General features: G+C 53.9%; 20 protein-coding genes. 10 read left to right on the forward strand and 10 right to left on the reverse strand.

All coding sequences use genetic code 11. The features are described 5' to 3' along the window. Nucleotides 1-12: 12 nt before the first annotated feature. Entirely contained in the window at nucleotides 13-348 is a 336-nt protein-coding gene (locus tag AB9F26_RS13490) for an STAS domain-containing protein (RefSeq protein ID WP_335584011.1), read from the reverse strand. A 95-nt stretch (nucleotides 349-443) separates the two neighbouring features. On the opposite strand from AB9F26_RS13490, the gene AB9F26_RS13495 reads away from it, so the two are divergent. From AB9F26_RS13495 to AB9F26_RS13515, 5 genes are all read left to right on the forward strand, one after another. After that, nucleotides 444-1622, forward strand: a complete 1179-nt coding sequence (locus AB9F26_RS13495; protein ID WP_369768261.1) for an acetyl-CoA C-acyltransferase — start codon at nucleotides 444-446, stop codon at nucleotides 1620-1622. Beyond that, nucleotides 1619-2074, forward strand: a complete 456-nt coding sequence (locus AB9F26_RS13500) for a GAF domain-containing protein (RefSeq protein ID WP_335584013.1) — start codon at nucleotides 1619-1621, stop codon at nucleotides 2072-2074. Before AB9F26_RS13495 ends, AB9F26_RS13500 begins: the two co-directional genes overlap by 4 nt. Before the next feature lie 11 nt (nucleotides 2075-2085). Next, on the forward strand, nucleotides 2086-2466 hold the full coding sequence (locus AB9F26_RS13505; protein ID WP_335584014.1) for a GFA family protein: 381 nt from the start codon (nucleotides 2086-2088) through the stop codon (nucleotides 2464-2466). A gap of 21 nt (nucleotides 2467-2487) precedes the next feature. Further along, the gene (locus AB9F26_RS13510) at nucleotides 2488-3135 is read left to right on the forward strand and encodes an RluA family pseudouridine synthase (RefSeq protein WP_335584015.1); all 648 of its coding nucleotides are present in this window, start codon (nucleotides 2488-2490) and stop codon (nucleotides 3133-3135) included. 80 nt (nucleotides 3136-3215) lie between these two features. Further along, a complete protein-coding gene (locus AB9F26_RS13515; RefSeq protein ID WP_335584016.1) occupies nucleotides 3216-3869 on the forward strand; it encodes a peroxiredoxin in 654 nt (217 codons plus the stop codon). A gap of 73 nt (nucleotides 3870-3942) precedes the next feature. On the opposite strand, the gene pnp is transcribed toward AB9F26_RS13515, so the two are convergent. From pnp to rbfA, 8 genes are all read right to left on the reverse strand, one after another. Beyond that, on the reverse strand, nucleotides 3943-6075 hold the full coding sequence (pnp, locus tag AB9F26_RS13520; RefSeq protein ID WP_335584017.1) for a polyribonucleotide nucleotidyltransferase: 2133 nt from the start codon (nucleotides 6073-6075) through the stop codon (nucleotides 3943-3945). A 277-nt stretch (nucleotides 6076-6352) separates the two neighbouring features. Beyond that, nucleotides 6353-6886, reverse strand: coding sequence for a dihydrofolate reductase family protein (locus tag AB9F26_RS13525; protein WP_369768262.1), 534 nt, complete (start codon nucleotides 6884-6886; stop codon nucleotides 6353-6355). Between the two features lie 237 nt (nucleotides 6887-7123). Next, nucleotides 7124-7393: a 30S ribosomal protein S15 gene (gene rpsO / locus AB9F26_RS13530; RefSeq protein WP_369768263.1), complete on the reverse strand. Its 270-nt coding sequence runs from the start codon at nucleotides 7391-7393 to the stop codon at nucleotides 7124-7126. A gap of 188 nt (nucleotides 7394-7581) precedes the next feature. Beyond that, a complete protein-coding gene (locus tag AB9F26_RS13535; protein ID WP_369768264.1) occupies nucleotides 7582-8475 on the reverse strand; it encodes a calcium-binding protein in 894 nt (297 codons plus the stop codon). Nucleotides 8476-8619: 144 nt separating this feature from the next. Beyond that, nucleotides 8620-9132, reverse strand: a complete 513-nt coding sequence (locus tag AB9F26_RS13540) for a DUF1643 domain-containing protein (protein ID WP_335584021.1) — start codon at nucleotides 9130-9132, stop codon at nucleotides 8620-8622. After that, nucleotides 9129-10040, reverse strand: coding sequence for a tRNA pseudouridine(55) synthase TruB (gene truB / locus AB9F26_RS13545; protein ID WP_335584022.1), 912 nt, complete (start codon nucleotides 10038-10040; stop codon nucleotides 9129-9131). The genes AB9F26_RS13540 and truB overlap by 4 nt, the downstream gene beginning before the upstream one ends. Nucleotides 10041-10112: 72 nt before the next feature. Beyond that, nucleotides 10113-10844, reverse strand: coding sequence for a phosphodiester glycosidase family protein (locus AB9F26_RS13550; protein WP_369768265.1), 732 nt, complete (start codon nucleotides 10842-10844; stop codon nucleotides 10113-10115). Further along, nucleotides 10831-11253, reverse strand: coding sequence for a 30S ribosome-binding factor RbfA (gene rbfA, locus AB9F26_RS13555; protein ID WP_335584024.1), 423 nt, complete (start codon nucleotides 11251-11253; stop codon nucleotides 10831-10833). The genes AB9F26_RS13550 and rbfA overlap by 14 nt, the downstream gene beginning before the upstream one ends. Before the next feature lie 100 nt (nucleotides 11254-11353). Here rbfA and dapB point away from each other — a divergent pair, with 100 nt between their 5' ends. Then, nucleotides 11354-12163 carry a 4-hydroxy-tetrahydrodipicolinate reductase gene (gene dapB, locus AB9F26_RS13560; protein WP_369768266.1) on the forward strand — a complete coding sequence of 270 codons (810 nt, stop codon included), beginning with the start codon at nucleotides 11354-11356 and terminating at the stop codon, nucleotides 12161-12163. A gap of 3 nt (nucleotides 12164-12166) precedes the next feature. Here the strand turns inward: dapB and AB9F26_RS13565 are convergent, their stop codons facing one another. Then, nucleotides 12167-12337 carry a DUF1674 domain-containing protein gene (locus tag AB9F26_RS13565; protein ID WP_335584026.1) on the reverse strand — a complete coding sequence of 57 codons (171 nt, stop codon included), beginning with the start codon at nucleotides 12335-12337 and terminating at the stop codon, nucleotides 12167-12169. 47 nt (nucleotides 12338-12384) lie between these two features. Here AB9F26_RS13565 and AB9F26_RS13570 point away from each other — a divergent pair, with 47 nt between their 5' ends. From AB9F26_RS13570 to lspA, 4 genes are all read left to right on the forward strand, one after another. Further along, nucleotides 12385-13686, forward strand: coding sequence for an RsmB/NOP family class I SAM-dependent RNA methyltransferase (locus AB9F26_RS13570; RefSeq protein ID WP_369768267.1), 1302 nt, complete (start codon nucleotides 12385-12387; stop codon nucleotides 13684-13686). An 81-nt stretch (nucleotides 13687-13767) separates the two neighbouring features. Continuing rightward, on the forward strand, nucleotides 13768-15513 hold the full coding sequence (locus AB9F26_RS13575; protein WP_335584028.1) for a heparinase II/III family protein: 1746 nt from the start codon (nucleotides 13768-13770) through the stop codon (nucleotides 15511-15513). 24 nt (nucleotides 15514-15537) lie between these two features. Beyond that, nucleotides 15538-17127 carry a bifunctional phosphoribosylaminoimidazolecarboxamide formyltransferase/IMP cyclohydrolase gene (gene purH / locus AB9F26_RS13580; protein WP_369768268.1) on the forward strand — a complete coding sequence of 530 codons (1590 nt, stop codon included), beginning with the start codon at nucleotides 15538-15540 and terminating at the stop codon, nucleotides 17125-17127. Nucleotides 17128-17143: 16 nt separating this feature from the next. Continuing rightward, nucleotides 17144-17611, forward strand: coding sequence for a signal peptidase II (lspA, locus tag AB9F26_RS13585; protein WP_369755313.1), 468 nt, complete (start codon nucleotides 17144-17146; stop codon nucleotides 17609-17611). Nucleotides 17612-17636: the final 25 nt, after the last annotated feature.

Consider the following 17636-nt stretch of genomic DNA (forward strand, 5'->3'; position numbering starts at 1 on the left):
GACATTTATAACTTAGGAGGCGCGCGAAGTTGCAGCCTCAGCATTTGGGTGGATGATAAACACTGTGTCCATTCGCGTAAGTTTAAACACTTTTTCAACAGCTCCGGTTAGGCCGGCAATTTCAAGGATGCGTTCGCTCCCAAGTTGCTTCATGGCGGCAACAACTGCACCGAGACCACTACTGTCGAGGAAATTCACATTCGACAGGTCAAGAATGACTCGTTTAAAACCGTTTTCCGTAACTTCCCGCATTTTATCTTTGAATTGAACGGCGACCGCCGAGTCGATTCGTTGTGCATCGACGGTGGCGATGAGGGCGTCGTCTACTACTCTGGATGAAATTTCCAAAATCTTGCTCCATGTGTTGGTTGCGATTAGACTAGGCGCCAATCGTTACCATTCGGTATGCATAATCCAGCGAATGCCAAAAAAGGGAAATTCCCATGAAAGAAGTTGTAATTGTCGGGGCTGCCCGCACGCCCATGGCCGGTTTGCAGGGGGGTTTTGCGGAAGTTCCCGCATCCGAGTTAGGAGGAGCCGCGATTGCGGCCGCTCTAATTGGGTCGACGCTCACGCCAAATGATGTGGACGAGCTTCTTATGGGATGCGTTTTGGGCGCGGGACAGGGCCAAGCACCCGCACGCCAAGCCGGTTTCGCCGCAGGTTTGGGCGAGGCCGTCCCCGCGACGACGCTCAACAAAATGTGCGGATCGGGTATGAAAACCACTATGGTTGGCTTCGACCAAATAGCACTGGGCCAAAGTGATGTCGTGATTGCCGGTGGCATGGAGAGCATGTCTCTCGCGCCCTATCTGCTGCCTAAAATGCGCAGTGGTGCCCGTATTGGTCATGGTCAAGTTATGGATTCTATGTTCCTGGATGGGCTTGAAGATGCCTATGATAAGGGTCGTTTGATGGGGACATTTGCCGAGGATTGCGCAGAGAAATATCAGTTTACCCGCGAAGCCCAAGACGATTTTGCGTTAACGTCCTTGTCTCGTGCCGTTGCAGCGCAGGAAAACGGCGGTTTTACCAATGAAATTGCACCGGTTACCGTGCAAACGCGCCAAGGCGAGACAATCGTATCAAAAGACGAGCAACCCGCAAAAGCACGTCCAGAAAAAATTCCAACCCTGCGCCCTGCGTTTCGAAAAGATGGAACCGTGACTGCGGCGAATGCCTCCTCGATTTCCGATGGTGCAGCAGCGCTGGTCCTGACGAACTCCGAAACAGCTGCTGCAAAAAACTTACCCGTGCGCGCGCGGATTATGGGGCATGCGAGCCACGCCCAAGCCCCTGGATGGTTTACCACCGCGCCCGTTCCCGCTGCGCAAAAACTTCTGGCCCGCTTGGGGTGGAGCGTTAACGATGTGGACCTTTGGGAGGTGAACGAAGCTTTTGCCGTTGTCCCGATGGCCTTCATGACCGAAATGGGAATCCCGCACGACAAACTCAATGTGAACGGCGGTGCCTGTGCGCTGGGCCATCCGATTGGCTCCTCTGGTGCGCGGATCATCGTGACCTTGCTCAATGCTTTGGAGGCGCGCGGCCTCAAGCGGGGTGTTGCTGCGATTTGCATCGGGGGTGGCGAGGGCACAGCCATCGCAATTGAGCGACCATGACGGCGGATTATGCAACCTTAGCGAAATCCATCGCCAGCTTAACCGAGGGCGAAGAGGACGAAGTCGCGCTAATGGCGACGGTTGCCTGTGAGTTTCACCATGCGGATACGCGTTTCGATTGGACGGGATTTTACCGAAATGTGGGCAATGATTTACTCAAGATTGGGCCGTACCAAGGGGGGCACGGGTGCCTGCAAATCCCGTTTTCGCGTGGCGTTTGCGGTGCTGCGGCCCGTACGGCCGAAACGCAACTTGTGCCGGATGTGAATGCGTTTGAAGGGCATATCGCCTGCGCCAGCAGCACCCAGTCTGAATTGGTACTTCCTGTATTTGGCAAGGGCGGTCGACTGATAGGTGTTTTCGATATCGATAGTAATTTGCGCGATGCATTTTCACAGGCGGATTCAGTATCTATTGCAGCGATTTTGGCAGATGTTTTCAGGGATATTTGAGGAGAGTTTCAATGCGGGGAAGTTGTTTATGCGGCGGTGTTTCGTTTGAACTCGAGGGCGAAATGCGCGATCCAATCGCGTGTCATTGTAGCCAATGCCGCAAAACGTCCGGGCATTACTGGGCGGCCACGGCGGTACCATCCAACAAGCTCAAACTTCTTTCCGACTCAAGCCTTGCTTGGTATCGATCCTCTGATTATGCGCAACGCGGTTTTTGCAATAAATGCGGTAGTTCCTTGTTTTGGAAAATGGAGGGGGAAGATAAAATTTCCATTGGCGCGGGCGCATTAGAAGCTCCTACCGACTTCAAAATCAAAACCCATATTTTTACCGAGGACAAGGGCGACTATTACGAAATCGAAGAAGGTCCTGAACAACTGGCCAAGTACTAGATTTCCCGCTATCACCCCCTCATGAGTGATGCATATAACCCGCCCCAAGATCCGCTAGATGTCCTTCATCTTGACCACCACCTGATTGTGGTAAACAAACCCGCAGGCTTGCTCTCTGTTCCGGGCAAGGGCGAGCATCTCGCCGACTGTCTTATTGCGCGGGTACAGGCGGCCTTTGCGGATGCCCTTTTGATCCACCGCTTAGATCGCGATACATCGGGTGTGATGGTTTTCGCTCTGACGCGTCACGCGCAACGCCATATCGGCCTGCAGTTCGAAAAGCGGCAAACCAAGAAAACCTACGTGGCCCGCGTCTTTGGGCTTATGAAGGAAAAAACCGGAACCGTGGATTTACCGCTGATTGTGGATTGGCCAAACCGTCCCCTTCAGCACGTGAATTATGAAACGGGCAAGCAGGCCATCACGGACTGGAAAGTCGTGAAATACGAAGAAAACGCAACGCGAGTTCGCTTGTTTCCGAAAACGGGCCGCAGCCACCAATTGCGGGTGCATATGTTGGAAATCGGCCATCCAATTTTGGGTGATCCGTTTTATGCAACAGGGGAAGCCCGCGATGCGCCCCGCATGATGTTGCACGCAGAGGAGTTGCGATTGCGCCACCCCGAAGGAGGACAAGGCCAACGATTTCGGGCTGTTTGTCCCTTTTGAAAAACGACTGGGCGCCCCCATAGAACTCTTGGGTTTGCGCCCTTATATATAAACTAACAACCATTTAACAGGAGACCCACATGGCACTTCGCATTAACGATATTGTTCCAGATTTTACGGCTCAAACCAGCGACGGCGAGATTTCATTCCACGATTGGATTGGCGATTCTTACGCTATCTTGTTTAGCCACCCAAAAGATTTCACCCCCGTTTGCACGACCGAATTCGGCGCAGTTGCGCAATTGGCCGACGAATGGGCCGCGCGCAATACCAAGGTGATTGGTGTTTCCGTGGATGGTGTCGAAGACCACAAGAAGTGGAAGAACGACATTTCCAAATACGCTGGCGTACCAGCAGGATTTCCAATTATTGCTGACGAAGGTTTGGCCGTTTCCAAAGCTTTCGACATGTTGCCCGCCGAAGCTTATTTACCCGATGGCCGCACCCCTGCGGATAGCCAAACAGTGCGCTCGGTTTTCATCATTTCTCCCGACAAGAAGCTTCTGTTGTCCATGACTTACCCAATGAACGTTGGCCGCAACTTTGCGGAAGTTTTGCGCGCACTTGATGCGTTGCAAACGGCGGCGGGCCACGGCGTGGCGCTTCCAGCAAACTGGACGCCGGGCGGCGATGTTGTCATTCCCACGAGCGTAAGTGACGCGGATGCCAAAGCTAAATTCGGCGAATTCACAACACACTTCCCGTATCTTCGTACCGCGCAACTTCCAAAATAAGAACGCGCTATTTAGAAACAAAAAAGGCCCCAGAGTAATCTGGGGCCTTTTCTATTTTGCGGAAGAGAGAAGCTTAACCTTCGCTTTTTTCTTCTACGATTTCTGCGCCAGTTTCCTGATCGACAACTTTCATCGACAGGCGAACTTTGCCGCGTTCGTCAAAGCCCAAAAGCTTAACTTTTACGTCTTGGCCTTCTTTGAGAACGTCAGATGGGTGGTTCAAACGACGGTTCTCGATTTGAGAAACGTGCACCAGACCATCGCGTTTTCCGAAGAAGTTCACGAATGCGCCAAAGTCGACGATTTTCACAACTTTACCGTTATAAACAGCGCCAGTTTCAGGCTCTGCAACGATTGAGTAGATCATGTCGTAGGCTTTTTTGATGGCTTCTGCGTTTGCGGATGCGATCTTGATAATGCCATCGTCGTTGATGTCGACTTTTGCACCGGACATTTCAACGATTTCACGGATCACTTTACCACCAGAACCGATCACTTCGCGGATTTTGTCTGTTGGAACCTGCATGGTCTCGATGCGTGGAGCGTGGGCCGAGAATTCGCTGGCTTCTGTCAAAGCTTTCGCCATTTCACCAAGGATATGGATACGGCCGTCTTTGGCTTGAGCCAAGGCTTTTTCCATGATCTCTGGCGTGATGCCTGCGATTTTGATGTCCATCTGCAGGGAGGTAATCCCAGCTTCAGTACCGGCAACTTTGAAGTCCATGTCGCCAAGGTGATCTTCGTCGCCGAGGATGTCGGTGAGGATCGCGTAGGAGCCATCGTCTTCAAGGATAAGACCCATTGCAACACCAGCAACCGCTGCTTTCAACGGAACGCCAGCGTCCATCATCGACAAGGAACCGCCACAAACGGAAGCCATCGAAGAGGACCCGTTGGACTCAGTGATTTCGGATACAACGCGCAGGGTGTATGGGAAATCAGTTGGAGCCGGAAGAACCGCCTGAAGCGCACGCCAAGCCAACTTACCGTGACCAATTTCGCGACGGCCAGTGAAGCCAAAGCGACCAACTTCGCCTACGGAGTAGGGTGGGAAGTTGTAGTGCAGGATAAAGTTGGAACGGTATGTGCCAGTCAGCGCGTCGATCATTTGCTCGTCGTCGCCGGTGCCCAATGTCGTTACAACGAGGCCCTGAGTTTCGCCACGTGTAAACAGCGCGGAGCCGTGTGTGCGTGGAAGGAAGCCAGTTTCGGAAACGATTGGACGCACAGTTGTTGTGTCGCGACCATCAATACGACGGCCCGTTTTAACAACGTCACCACGAAGGATCTTGCTTTCAACTTTCTTGAGAGCGGAACCAAGGTTCTCGTCTGCAAGTTGTTCCTCAGTGAGGGCAGCTTTGATCGTATCACGTGCAGCAGCAACCGCGGTTGTACGCTCTTGCTTGTCAGTGATTGCATAAGCAGCACGCATTTGCGTTTCGCCAGCCGCCATCGCAGCATTGAACAGATCGGAGTAATCTGGTGCTTGGAAGTCGAACGGTGGTTTCGCACAGTCTTCGGCCAATTCAATGATCAAGTCGATCACAGGTTGGAAAGCGTCGTGGGCGAATTTAACCGCGCCGAGCATTTCAGCTTCTGAAAGCTCATAAGCTTCGGATTCAACCATCATCACGGCGTCTTTTGTACCGGCTACAACAAGGTCGAGGCGCTGCTCGGGGTTGTTGCGAAGCTGGTGCATGTCGTCACAGGATGGGTTCAGCGTGTATTCGCCATCCACAAAGCCAACGCGTGCAGCGGCAATCGGGCCCATGAAAGGAGCGCCAGAGATTGTCAAAGCAGCGGAGGCCGCGATCATTGCAACAACATCAGGGTCGTTAACAAGGTCGTGCGACAGAACTGTACAGATCAACAGAACTTCGTTTTTGAAGCCCGGAACGAACAATGGGCGGATCGGACGGTCAATAAGACGGCTTGTTAGTGTCTCTTTTTCCGTAGGACGCGCTTCGCGTTTGAAAAAGCCACCTGGAACTTTACCAGCGGCATAGTATTTTTCACCGTAGTGAACAGTCAAAGGGAAGAAGTCTTGACCCGGCTTTTGCGTTTTAGCAAAAGTAACGTTGGCCATAACCGAGGTCTCGCCCAAAGTAGCGATAACCGAACCGTCGGCTTGGCGGGCAACTTTACCCGTTTCGAGTGTGAGCGTTTCATCGCCCCACTCCATGGATTTCTTAGTTTCAGTAAACATTCATCGTTTCCTAATAGGGAGCATGCTGGGCGTTCCCAGTCTCCCGTTTCAATGGCGGCCGCATTGCCGCCGACTCCCTTATCATTTCTTTCACGGCGCCGGAGTCAGGGAGCCACGTCTCAGATGCACGGCGCATACAGGAAAATAGGGCGTTTGGGAACAGGAATTCTGTTTTTGAGACAACTGAGAGGACAGAACCAAGCCGTGAGGTGGGAAGGCGGCGGATTTTGGCCAATCGTGAAGACTTTTGTTATGAAGAAAACGGTCTGCTAAAGTCCTAAAGTACCTCGTATCTTGACGTTATCAACCCAGATGGAAATGATTTTGACTGTAAAAGTCGGAGGTCAATATCGGCATCCAATGCTCCAAACATCCGTTTGCCCTCTCCAATTAGGATAGGAACAATCGTCACGGTCATGTCGGCAATCAATCCCTCTCGCATGAAACTTTGGATGATTTTTCCTCCGTCGATATAGGCACGCTTCCAGCCTTGTTCTGATAGGGATGCCATAAGTTGGCGAGGGGCAAGCGCACTGACGGTAACTGTTTTACGAAGTTCTTCGGGAATATCGTCTGGTTTCATTGTCTTGCTCAGCACGACAACTGGCTTTTCGTAGGGCCAAACACCAAAGGACTGCATGGTCCGAAAGGAACTACTCCCCATCACCAACCCATCGACTGATTCCATGAACTCAGCATTGCCATGTTCTTCACCATCGGTTTTCTGCTTCATCAACCAATCAAGACCAAAGTTTTCTCGCGCCACAAATCCATCGAGACTCATCGCCATAAACATATGACCTGTTGTCATCTTCAATTCTCCTGAGTGGGTGTCGGAGTAACGCTATCGCAACTTCTGACGAGCGCAAAGTGCGTAGTAGTCCAACGGCGGAAAAGTCCACAGAGCGGTCATTGGAAGGATGCGCGGCGAAATTCCCTATCTATGCGTGAGAATTTCCGATTGGGGCGCCAAGGAATCAACCCTCCAAAACGAAAAACGCCCGCGACACAATGCGCGGGCGTTCTTTGAATTCGGTTTAGTACGCTATTAGCGACGTAGGCCGAGGCGTTTGATCAAGTCTTGGTAACGCTCTTCGGATTTGCCACGAAGATAGTCCAAAAGTTTGCGACGCAAAGCAACCATTTTCAAAAGTCCACGACGACCGTGGTTGTCTTTCTTGTGGGTTTTAAAGTGCTCTGTGAGAGTCGCGATGCGCGAGGAAAGGATAGCAACCTGTACTTCGGGCGAACCAGTGTCGCCTTCTTTGGTTGCGAATTCTTTCATGACGCGTGCTTTGTCTTCTGCAGTAATCGACATCGGGGTCTCCTTGATTAAAGGGTGAATGGCACAAGCCGGGATGTCGTCCAGCAAAGCCCGTGGAGTATATCCGTTGCATAGCCCAAAAGGATTCGGCAACGAGATTTGGCGCGTATAGGAGGATTCTTGAACGAAAGAAAGGAAAAACGTTTTGGGTGCCTTGGGTAGGGGCGCTTGGTGACAGGAAGTTAAGTGCCGATCATGCTAATTTGTGAAACATCAAAGGAGGTATTTCCAAGCAATGTCGCGATGACAACCCCGTTCAATAGGACCATGCTGTTTCCATCTTCGGTTTCGACGCTCACCTCTGGAATTTCGTCTTCCTCAGAATAGTGGACAACAAGTGTGTCTTCTTCCGAGTTGAAATCTGTGATTGTTGCTGCGGAGCCTTCAGCAAACCATTCTCCAAGGGCAAAGGTATCTTCGCCTGCGCCTCCCGTACCATAGTCACTGTTGCCCAAGACCAAAAGATCGTCGCCTTCACCCCCATTTAGGAAATCGCGTTCATCGGTGTCCTCACCGGTTTCCTCGCCCATCACAACGCCAACAATATGGTCGTCGCCATCGTTGCCCATGAGTGCGTCTTGCCCAAGCCCGCCAAACACGTAATCATTCCCAAATCCGCCCTCAAGTGAGTCGGTACCGTCGCCGCCATTTAGGCTATCGTCGCCTTCGCCGCCGATAAGCGTGTCATCGCCTGCACCGCCAGAAATAATGTCGTTGTCGCCATATCCGAAAAGTTCGTCGCTTCCGGTGCCGCCATAGAGTACATCGTCGCCACCTTCACCATGAACAACATCATGGCCGATTCCGCCATAAATTAGGTCATCCCCGTCAGCGCCATAAAGTCCGTCGTCGCCATCGTTTCCATGAATTTCGTCGTCGCCCTCACCGCCATTCAGGAGATCGCCTCCGGATCCACCGTCAAGAAGGTTGTCACTAGTATCGCCGGAAAGTGTCACAGGTAGCGAGTCGTCTTCGTCCGATTCGTCATCGTCGGTAACGTCGATATCACTCGACATTATCCCCTCTGCCATGAATCCCATGAACAGCGCGCCAAATAGGCCGATAAGACCAAACATAATACAACCCTCAAACACCGGTCCAAATTGAACCAAAAACCCCAAACAGAGGTTATCCCACGGGATGCTAAATTTGTGTTAAGCGGCTTTGAGGAAATCGCAACCACTAGCGGGTTTATACACTCTAAATGCTTCTTATACGGATTACGCCTGCAATTCCCAGAGGGTTGGTTGCACCGTGTAAGCTATATAGAGAGGGTGTTTTGGGTGTCCAGCCTTGGACAAGCCAAGATGGAAAAGCGTGTGATTCTTGAGCATCTCCGCAACGACTGGCCCACGATTTAAGTGAGCACCGTGGGTGCCCCACGCACAGACAATCGTGTCTGCCCACGCGCATCCGTCAAGAATTGTGCGGTCGTTCTCGGGGCCAACAGGATCGGTTGCCGCCCGCATTTTGCGCGGATCCGTATCGCGCCACGCAAAAATGTTGGCCACGCGAAACCCGCCATACCCCAGCGCCCGTGCGCGCCGTTCGCAGCGTTCAACCGTTGGATCGTTTTGCACTTCAGTGGCGGTCGAAGGATTGAGCATGATAAAGAAAACACGCGCGGCGGCCTCGTCCCACACGCGCGTTAGGGAATAGCGATAGGCCTCGCAATCGGAATACACAGCCACGGACGACGCATCGCCTTTTTGATGTATCCGTGTGAGTGTCATTGCGGCAGGTTAAAGACGCGACTTGGGTGTAGTTCGCCCGCTTTGTAGCGCCCAACGGCAACCGCTTTGCCCTCAAAAGACGCCCAGCATTCGTCGCCATATTCCACGGTCGCAGCCAGAACCATTCCGGGATTACCATTGCGCAAACGCGCCGCCCCTTCCGGGGTGCATTTCACTTCTGGCAGATCGGTCAAACCCGTCTCTAACGGCAGGATATAAGTGTCTAACTTGCCGGATTTAGCCAATTCATCGATTGTGGCGACGGAAATGCCATCCTCTGCATCAAACGGACCCGACCAGATGCGGCGCAGGTCGCGGACGTGGCCATAGCATCCGAGGGCCTCGCCCAAATCCCGTGCAATGGCGCGGACGTATCCGCCTTTGCCACAGGTCATTTCAAGCGTCACATGGTCGGCATCGGGGCGGTCAACGAGAACAAGTTCCTCTACCCACAAGGGACGCGCTGCGATCTCGAATTCCGCATCATCACGCGCCAATTTATAGGCCCGCTCGCCGTCAATTTTCACAGCGGAAAACTTTGGTGGAACCTGCATGGTTTCGCCAACAAAGGGCAACAGCGCCTCTTTGATTGCGGCGTCATCGGGCCGGATATCGCTTTCTTTGATGATCTCGCCTTCGGCGTCATCGGTGTTGGTGGCTTGTCCCAACCGAACAGTAAAAGCATAGGCCTTGAGGGCATCCGTAATGTAGGGGACGGTCTTGGTGGCTTCGCCGAGCGCGATCGCCAAAACGCCGGTAGCTTCGGGATCAAGCGTCCCTGCGTGGCCTGCCTTTTGGGCATCCATCGCCCAGCGCAATTTGTTCACGACGGCACTCGAACTAATGCCTGCGGGTTTATCCACAACAACCCAACCCGAAATATCACGACCCTTGCGCTTGCGCCCCATGAGACTGTCCTATCTTTGTTTCAAGTCGCGCGACCTACCGTTGTCTGGAGGCAGCGTCAATGTGTGATTGGGTTAACGGTCAACGACCAGCCCGACCATTGGCCCCATCGGGAACCCTAAATCGTTGCGGGAATTGGCGGGACTATAGAGGCGCGAGATTTTCCCGTCGAAAAACAATGCGTTTGGCAATCCGAGATCGTCGCGGAAAAAGCGGGCGAAATCGTGGAAATTGACGCGCTGATCCGAAATCACGAACACGGCGCGCTTCCCGTCCGCACTGGTGCCGACACCGTTGCGGTAATGTTTGGAAGAACCGTTAGGGATTAGGCGCGGATGCAATTCATTGTCGATAACCAGCATCGGCCCCGATTGGGTCGCAAATTGGCAGGAAGGTTGCTTGGCCTCATATGCGTCGCTCGTGTAAACTTGCAGCTCGGACTCACTGATGCAAAACACGCCGTTAGGGGAGAGGCCAAAATTGCCGTATCCGCCACCATGTTCAAGCGATGTGAATTGTTGCTCGTTTTCAATATAAAGCCCAACGGGATTGCGATCTTGATGAAACATGCCCGCATTCATCGCGAAGGCGAGCTTTTTTCCCTCAGGTAGCTGGCCGTTGGCGGCACCGAACGTTCCAAGAATATCGCCTTGGTCATCTTTGAGGAATAACCGCAGGTCCTGCCCGAGAGCGACTTCACACGCCGTATACTCGATGTCTTCAAAGCTCGTTTTCTCACAGGCGGCAAATGCCGGTGTGACAAGGCCAGCGAGCCATAGGATTATGGCTGCTCTAAGCGTCTTCATCGCCTGCATCATCGGGAACGGCCAGATCGCGCTGCACGTTGTCTTGATTCAGAAGGCGACGTGTTTCGTCCATCCGATCAAACGTGGTGTCGATTTCATAGCGAATTTCGGGCGAGTGTTTGAGGGCCATCTTTTTGGTCACAACCATCCGCAATTCGTGGCGGTTTTGACGGAGGGAGGACAGCGCCTCTTCTTGGCCTTGCCCACCAAGGGGAAGCACATAGGCCGTTGCGAGACGCAAATCAGGCGTGACGCGAACCTCGCTCACGGTAATGGACATGCGATTGAGGTCTGGATCGTGGATATCACCACGCATCAAGACTTCAGAAAGGGTACGACGGATCAGCTCGCCTACGCGGAGCTGACGTTGTGAGGGGGCCCGACCGGCGCGATTTTGGTTCTTTGCCATGGAGAGCACTTAAGCATGATTGACCCCAAGGGCAACAGGGCTTTGCTTTGGACGGCGCATGGCGTTAAACGGGGGAAAGATCAGATAATGAGGGTGCATCATGAGCCAGAAAACGAAAATCGCCATCACGGGTGCCTCTGGGCGCATGGGGCAGATGTTGATTAAGTCCGTATTAGAGACTGATTCCGCCGAACTTTCGGGTGTTATTGAACGCTCGGGCCATGATTGGGTCGGGCAGGATGTTGGCACCGCGATGGGCGGAAAGGCGCTTGGTCTACTTGTGTCGGAAGATGCCGCGCAAGTTATTGCCGCCGCCGACGTTGTGATTGATTTCACCGCACCTTTGGCAACGCTTGGCTTTGCTAAGGCTGCGGCGGACAGTGGCACCGCTCATGTTATTGGTACAACGGGTCTGTCGGATCGGGATATTGCGGACCTCAATGCATTGGCCGAACGCACGGCGATTGTACGCGCGGGGAACATGAGTCTTGGGGTCAATCTTTTAGTGCAACTGACTAAGAAAGTCGCGGCGGCGCTGGGCGAAGATTTTGATATTGAGGTTGTTGAGGCGCATCATCATCACAAAGTCGATGCCCCATCCGGAACGGCTCTAATGCTGGGCGAAGCGGCCGCCGAAGGGCGTGGCGTGACCCTCGCGGATGTGTCTGATCGGGGTCGCGACGGCATTACTGGTGCCCGCAAGCGAGGCGATATTGGTTTTGCAGTTGTGCGCGGTGGCGACATTGTTGGCGAACATGACGTTATGTTCGCAGCCCCCGGCGAGCGCGTTGTGTTGCGCCATATCGCAACGGATCGCAAAGTCTTTAGTCGTGGCGCGATCACAGCGGCACTTTGGGCGGCCAAACAGAAACCCGGCGCGTATGATATGATGGATGTGCTTGGCCTCTAGGTTCTAGAAGTCGACTGCAATCCCATTGCGTTCCCAATCCCCGAATCGCACAGGTTCGGGGCCTTCGCGGCCACCCAACTCCTTGGCGAGGTCGAGTTTCTGCTTTTTGCGGCGCTCTTCGGCCTCAACTAAGGCCCGTTTTGCGGCTTCGGGCAGATCAGCTTGCTCACTCATGTCAGTAGTCCTTGTTTTGGGCTTGGGCATGATATAACTCAGCCCGCATGTCACAGCAAACCCCCAATTCCGCTTCCCTGCAGGGCCTACCTGCCCGTCGCGCCGCCGTTCAACTTTTAAACGCCGTTACGGTGGAGCACCGACTCATGTCTGAGTTGATGGGGCCGAAGGGTCCCTTGGCCAAGCTTGAACCCGCCGATCGAGCGCGTGCCCAGCGCCTTGCGACCAATACGTTGCGGTTCATGGATCGCGCAGATCGCCTTTTGGGGCCATTCCTGCGCAGCCGTCCAGCTTCAGAAGTGCACAACATTCTGCGCCTCGCTGTGGTAGAGATTTTTGTCGAGGGAGCGCCCGCCCACGGGGTCGGGAACGCCTTGGTGACGATTGCGCGTGAAGAACGCGAAACAACGCATGGCGCTGGCATGGTTAACGCGATTGTGCGGCGCTTGGGTGAAATGCCGGTGTCAGAATGGGAAAAACTTCCCGTCCCGCGTTTGCCTAAATGGCTTCGTAAACCCTTGATTGGGGACTACGGCAAGGCCACCGTTGAGGCGATGGAGCTTGCGCATTCCAAGGGCGCGCCGCTTGATTTGTCCTTCAAGGAAGGCGCAATTTTGCCCGAAGGCACCATGTTAGAGACTGGTAGCTTGCGCATTACTGACGCTGGCCAGGTGACCTCACTTGCTGGTTTTACCGAAGGTGGTTGGTGGGTTCAGGATGCGTCGGCGGCTTTGCCCGTGGCCATTCTTGCTCCCAAAGCTGGCGAACGCGTGCTGGATCTCTGTGCGGCCCCCGGTGGGAAGACGATGCAACTCGCGGCGGCTGGAGCTGTAGTGACGGCGTTGGATATTTCCGAAGTACGGATGGCGCGTGTATCTGAAAACCTGACCCGTACTGGATTGAACGCCGAGATTGTCGTTGCGGATGCGCTGGAATTCAAGTCTGAGCTGTATGACGCGATCCTTTTGGATGCGCCCTGTACGGCGACGGGCACCATTCGTCGTCACCCCGATCTTCCCTACGCAAAAGACGGCGGTGAATTCCCCGAACTCTTTAAGCTTCAAGAGAATATGATCGATCACGCGCTGAGTCTGCTTAAGCCAGATGGCCGGTTGATTTATTGTACCTGTAGTATCCTGCTTGATGAGGGTGAAATTCAAATTGAAGACGCTTTAAAGCGGCATCCAAATTTGTCGATTGATCGTGCAGCGCTCGAAGTGCAAGGCGTTGATCCCGAATGGATTTCCAAAGAAGGTGGCCTTAGGATTCGCCCCGATTTCTGGGCCGATCGTGGGGGTATGGATGGCTTCTATATCGCGGTTCTGCGCCTGAACGGTAAATCTTCCTAAAATCATCGGTGACACCAAAGCCCGCACGCCGTATGCTGTGACAACAATAATAGAAACGTCATTACAGGCGAGGCAGGCAGGGTGGCAAACACCGAAGGGATTTCGGCGCGGAGAACGCGCATCGCGAACCGGATTCAGGCGCGCGTAAGTGTGTTGTCACGACCGGCGACAGGCTTTGTGTCGCAACCTGAGCCTCGGACGATCGGCTCTTTTGCGCGGGGACGTCAGCTTATTGCCGGCAATTTCCTTTTCGCGGGTTTCCTTGTTGAAGCGCCGAAAACGCAGATTTGGGATTTGCCCATGCCGGATAAAAGCTTTGAGCAAGACTTGCACGGCTTTACGTGGCTTGATGATCTCGCGGCGGTTGGCGATCTTGAGGCGCGTAAAAGGGCACAAGAATGGACCACCGATTGGATAAATCGATACGGTCGCGGCAAAGGCTCGGGATGGACGCCCGATATGACGGGTCGTCGGGTTATTCGTTGGATCAATCACGCGCTGTTTTATCTAAATGGGCAAAATAGTGCCGCATCCGAAGCGTATTTCAGTGCCCTCGCGCAGCAAACAGCCTTTCTCTCACGTCGCTGGCAAGCCGCAGAGGCCGGGTTGCCACGGTTTGAGGCTCTTACAGGTTTGATTTATGCGGGTTTGGCCCTGACGGGAATGGAACGGCACGTGAAGCCAGCGATGGATGCCTTGGCCAAGGAATGCGTGGATCAAATCGATTTGCAAGGCGGTATCCCAACCCGCAATCCCGAAGAACTTCTAGAGGTGTTTACGCTTCTGACTTGGGCGGCATCGGCGCTTTCGGATGCAGGGCGAATGGCGGCGCGCGAGCACCTGAAAGCCATCGAGCGTATTGCCCCAACCCTACGGGCATTGCGGCACTCGGATGGAGGTTTGGCACGGTTTCACGGCGGCGGTCGCGGTCTTGAAGGGCGGCTAGACAATGCGCTCGCGGCATCTGGAGTCCGAGCGAAATCCCTCACAACTCTGTCGATGGGATTCGCGCGATTACACGCGGGCCGCACCAGTGTGATTGTCGATACAAGTGAGCCGCCGATGAGCAAGGCGTCTTCGGATGGGCATGCCTCAACGCTTGCGTTTGAACTCACCTCCGGACGACGTCCGTTGATTGTGAATTGCGGTAGCGGAGTCAGTTTTGGCGAAAGTTGGCGGCGCGCTGGGCGGGCCACGCCTTCGCACTCAACCTTGAGTTTGGACGGGTTTTCCTCGGCGCGCCTTGGCAAACAAACGCTGGTCGCAGGGCGTAATCAACAGAGCTTAGTGGATGGGCCAAAGGACGTGAAATGCCAGCAATCTACGGGGCAATCGGGCATGAAGCTTGGCGCGAGCCATGATGGATATTTGGCCACGCATGGTATTCTGCATCAGCGCCGTTTGGACCTTGGGTTCGACGGTCGCGGCCTCGCGGGGCAAGATTCCCTGCTGGCTGAATCGCATGTCAATAAACGCTTGTTTGATGCAAAAATGGATGAGGTGAAATTGCAGGGGATACGGTTTTCCTGTCGGTTCCATTTACACCCAGACGTCGAGGCCGCGCTTGATATGGGCGGAACAGCGGTGTCGCTTGCGCTCAAGAGTGGCGAGATTTGGGTGTTTCGACACAACAGTTCTGCCCAATTATCGCTCGAACCAAGCGTTTACCTCGAAAAAACGCGATTAAAACCGCGTGCGGCAAAACAAATCGTTCTATCTGGGCGCGCAATGGACTATGCGACGCGTGTCACATGGTATCTCGCCAAGGCACAGGACACGCCAAATAGTCTGCGTGACCTTGCTACGGATGAGATACTCAAGCTGTAATTTGCCACTCTGGGGATGCAAAACATGACCGATCAAACACCCGTGCGCCGCGCGCTTCTTTCTGTTTCCGATAAAACTGGCCTTGTTGATTTGGGCCGTGCGTTGGCCGAACGCGGGGTCGAACTTTTGTCGACGGGCGGGTCCGCCGCTGCGTTGCGCACTGTGGGACTGACCGTCAAGGACGTTGCCGAAATTACTGAATTTCCTGAGATGATGGATGGTCGGGTTAAAACCCTGCACCCACGCGTACACGGTGGTCTTTTGGCCCTGCGCGACAATCCGGACCACATTGCTGCAATGGAAGAGCACGGTATCGGACCAATCGATCTTTTGGTTGTGAACCTCTATCCGTTTGAAGAAACTGTTGCCAAGGGTGCGGACTACGACACATGTATCGAGAATATTGATATCGGTGGCCCTGCTATGATCCGCGCCGCGGCGAAAAACCACGGGTTTGTTACGACGATTGTGGACGTTCAAGATTACGATGCGTTGATTGCCGATATGGATGCCAACGACGGAGCGACAAGTGATGCGTTCCGTAAAGCCTGTGCTCAAACGGCCTATGCGCGCACGGGGGCCTACGATGCTGCAGTGTCGACTTGGATGGCCGCAGCGATTGGCGAAAAAACACCGCGTCGTCGGGCCTTCGCTGGCACATTGGCACAGGGGTTGCGCTATGGCGAAAACCCGCACCAACATGCCGCATTTTACACCAATGGTGTTGAGCGCGCAGGCGTTGCCACCGCGACCCAACATCAGGGCAAAGAACTTTCCTATAATAATATCAATGACACGGATGCGGCTTTTGAACTGGTTGCAGAATTTGACCCTGCGCAAGGCCCCGCAGTGGCTATCATCAAACACGCTAACCCTTGTGGTGTTGCCCGTGGGACGAGTTTGGTTGAAGCGTATAAAGCGGCCCTTGCTTGCGACAGCACCTCGGCCTTTGGCGGTATTATCGCGCTGAACCAGCCGCTTGACGGCGCAACGGCCACGGAAATCGCCAAAATCTTCACCGAGGTTGTGATTGCGCCTGAGGCCGACGACGAAGCGAAAGCAATTTTTGCCGCTAAGAAAAACTTGCGTTTGCTTACAACGGGCGGCTTGCCTGACGTGCGCGTTGGCGGCCTGACGTATCGCCCTGTTGCGGGAGGCATGTTGGTTCAGGACAAAGACGTTGGGTTTGTGGACTTCGCCGACCTTAAAGTCGTAACAAAACGCGCACCAACAGACGCTGAAATGGCGGACCTGCTCTTTGCATGGAAAGTGGCGAAACACGTGAAATCAAACGCCATCGTTTATTGCAAAGATGGCGCAACCGTCGGTGTGGGCGCAGGCCAAATGAGTCGCGTAGATAGCTGCCGTATTGCGGCCCGCAAAGCCGAAGATATGGCTGAAGCGCTGGGCCTTGCTCAACCCCTCACCATTGGGTCGGTTGTCGCATCGGATGCGTTTTTCCCCTTCTCGGACGGGCTTTTGACCGCGGCCGCCGCCGGAGCAACTGCTGTTATTCAACCTGGCGGGTCGATGCGCGACGATGAAGTGATTGCTGCCGCCGACGAAGCGGGTCTGGCGATGGTCTTCACCGGCATGCGCCACTTCCGCCACTAAAATGAGGGTCCAATCCATGCGCATTCTTTTTCTATTTACCTTTTTCACTCTCCTTCTGGATCAAGTGAGTAAATGGGGCGTTGTGCAGGGGTTGGACCTCAAATCAGTTCATGAAATCGATGTTCTCCCACCCTTCGTTAATTTTCGTATGGCGTGGAACGACGGGGTGAATTTCGGCCTAGGCGGTGGCGGACATATTGCGAAGTATATCTTGATCGCTTTGGCGCTGGGAATTTCCGCTTGGGTTTTCGTTTGGGTCTGGCGCGAACGGCCAAATCGCATTGGTATGGCGTCGGCTGGTTTGTTGATTGGCGGGGCTTTGGGCAACGTGATTGACCGCGTTTTATATGGCGCGGTGGCGGATTTCTTGAATATGAGTTGCTGTGGGTTTGAAAATCCCTATTCCTTTAACGTAGCAGATATTGCAATCTTTGCTGGCGCTATTGGGCTTATCCTTTTTACGGGCGGGAAAAAGGGCGGGTGACGCGGGGATTCCTTTGCGCTAAAGA

The sequence above is a fragment of the Falsihalocynthiibacter sp. BN13B15 genome (genome assembly GCF_041205415.1).
GTDB lineage: Bacteria > Pseudomonadota > Alphaproteobacteria > Rhodobacterales > Rhodobacteraceae > Falsihalocynthiibacter > Falsihalocynthiibacter arcticus.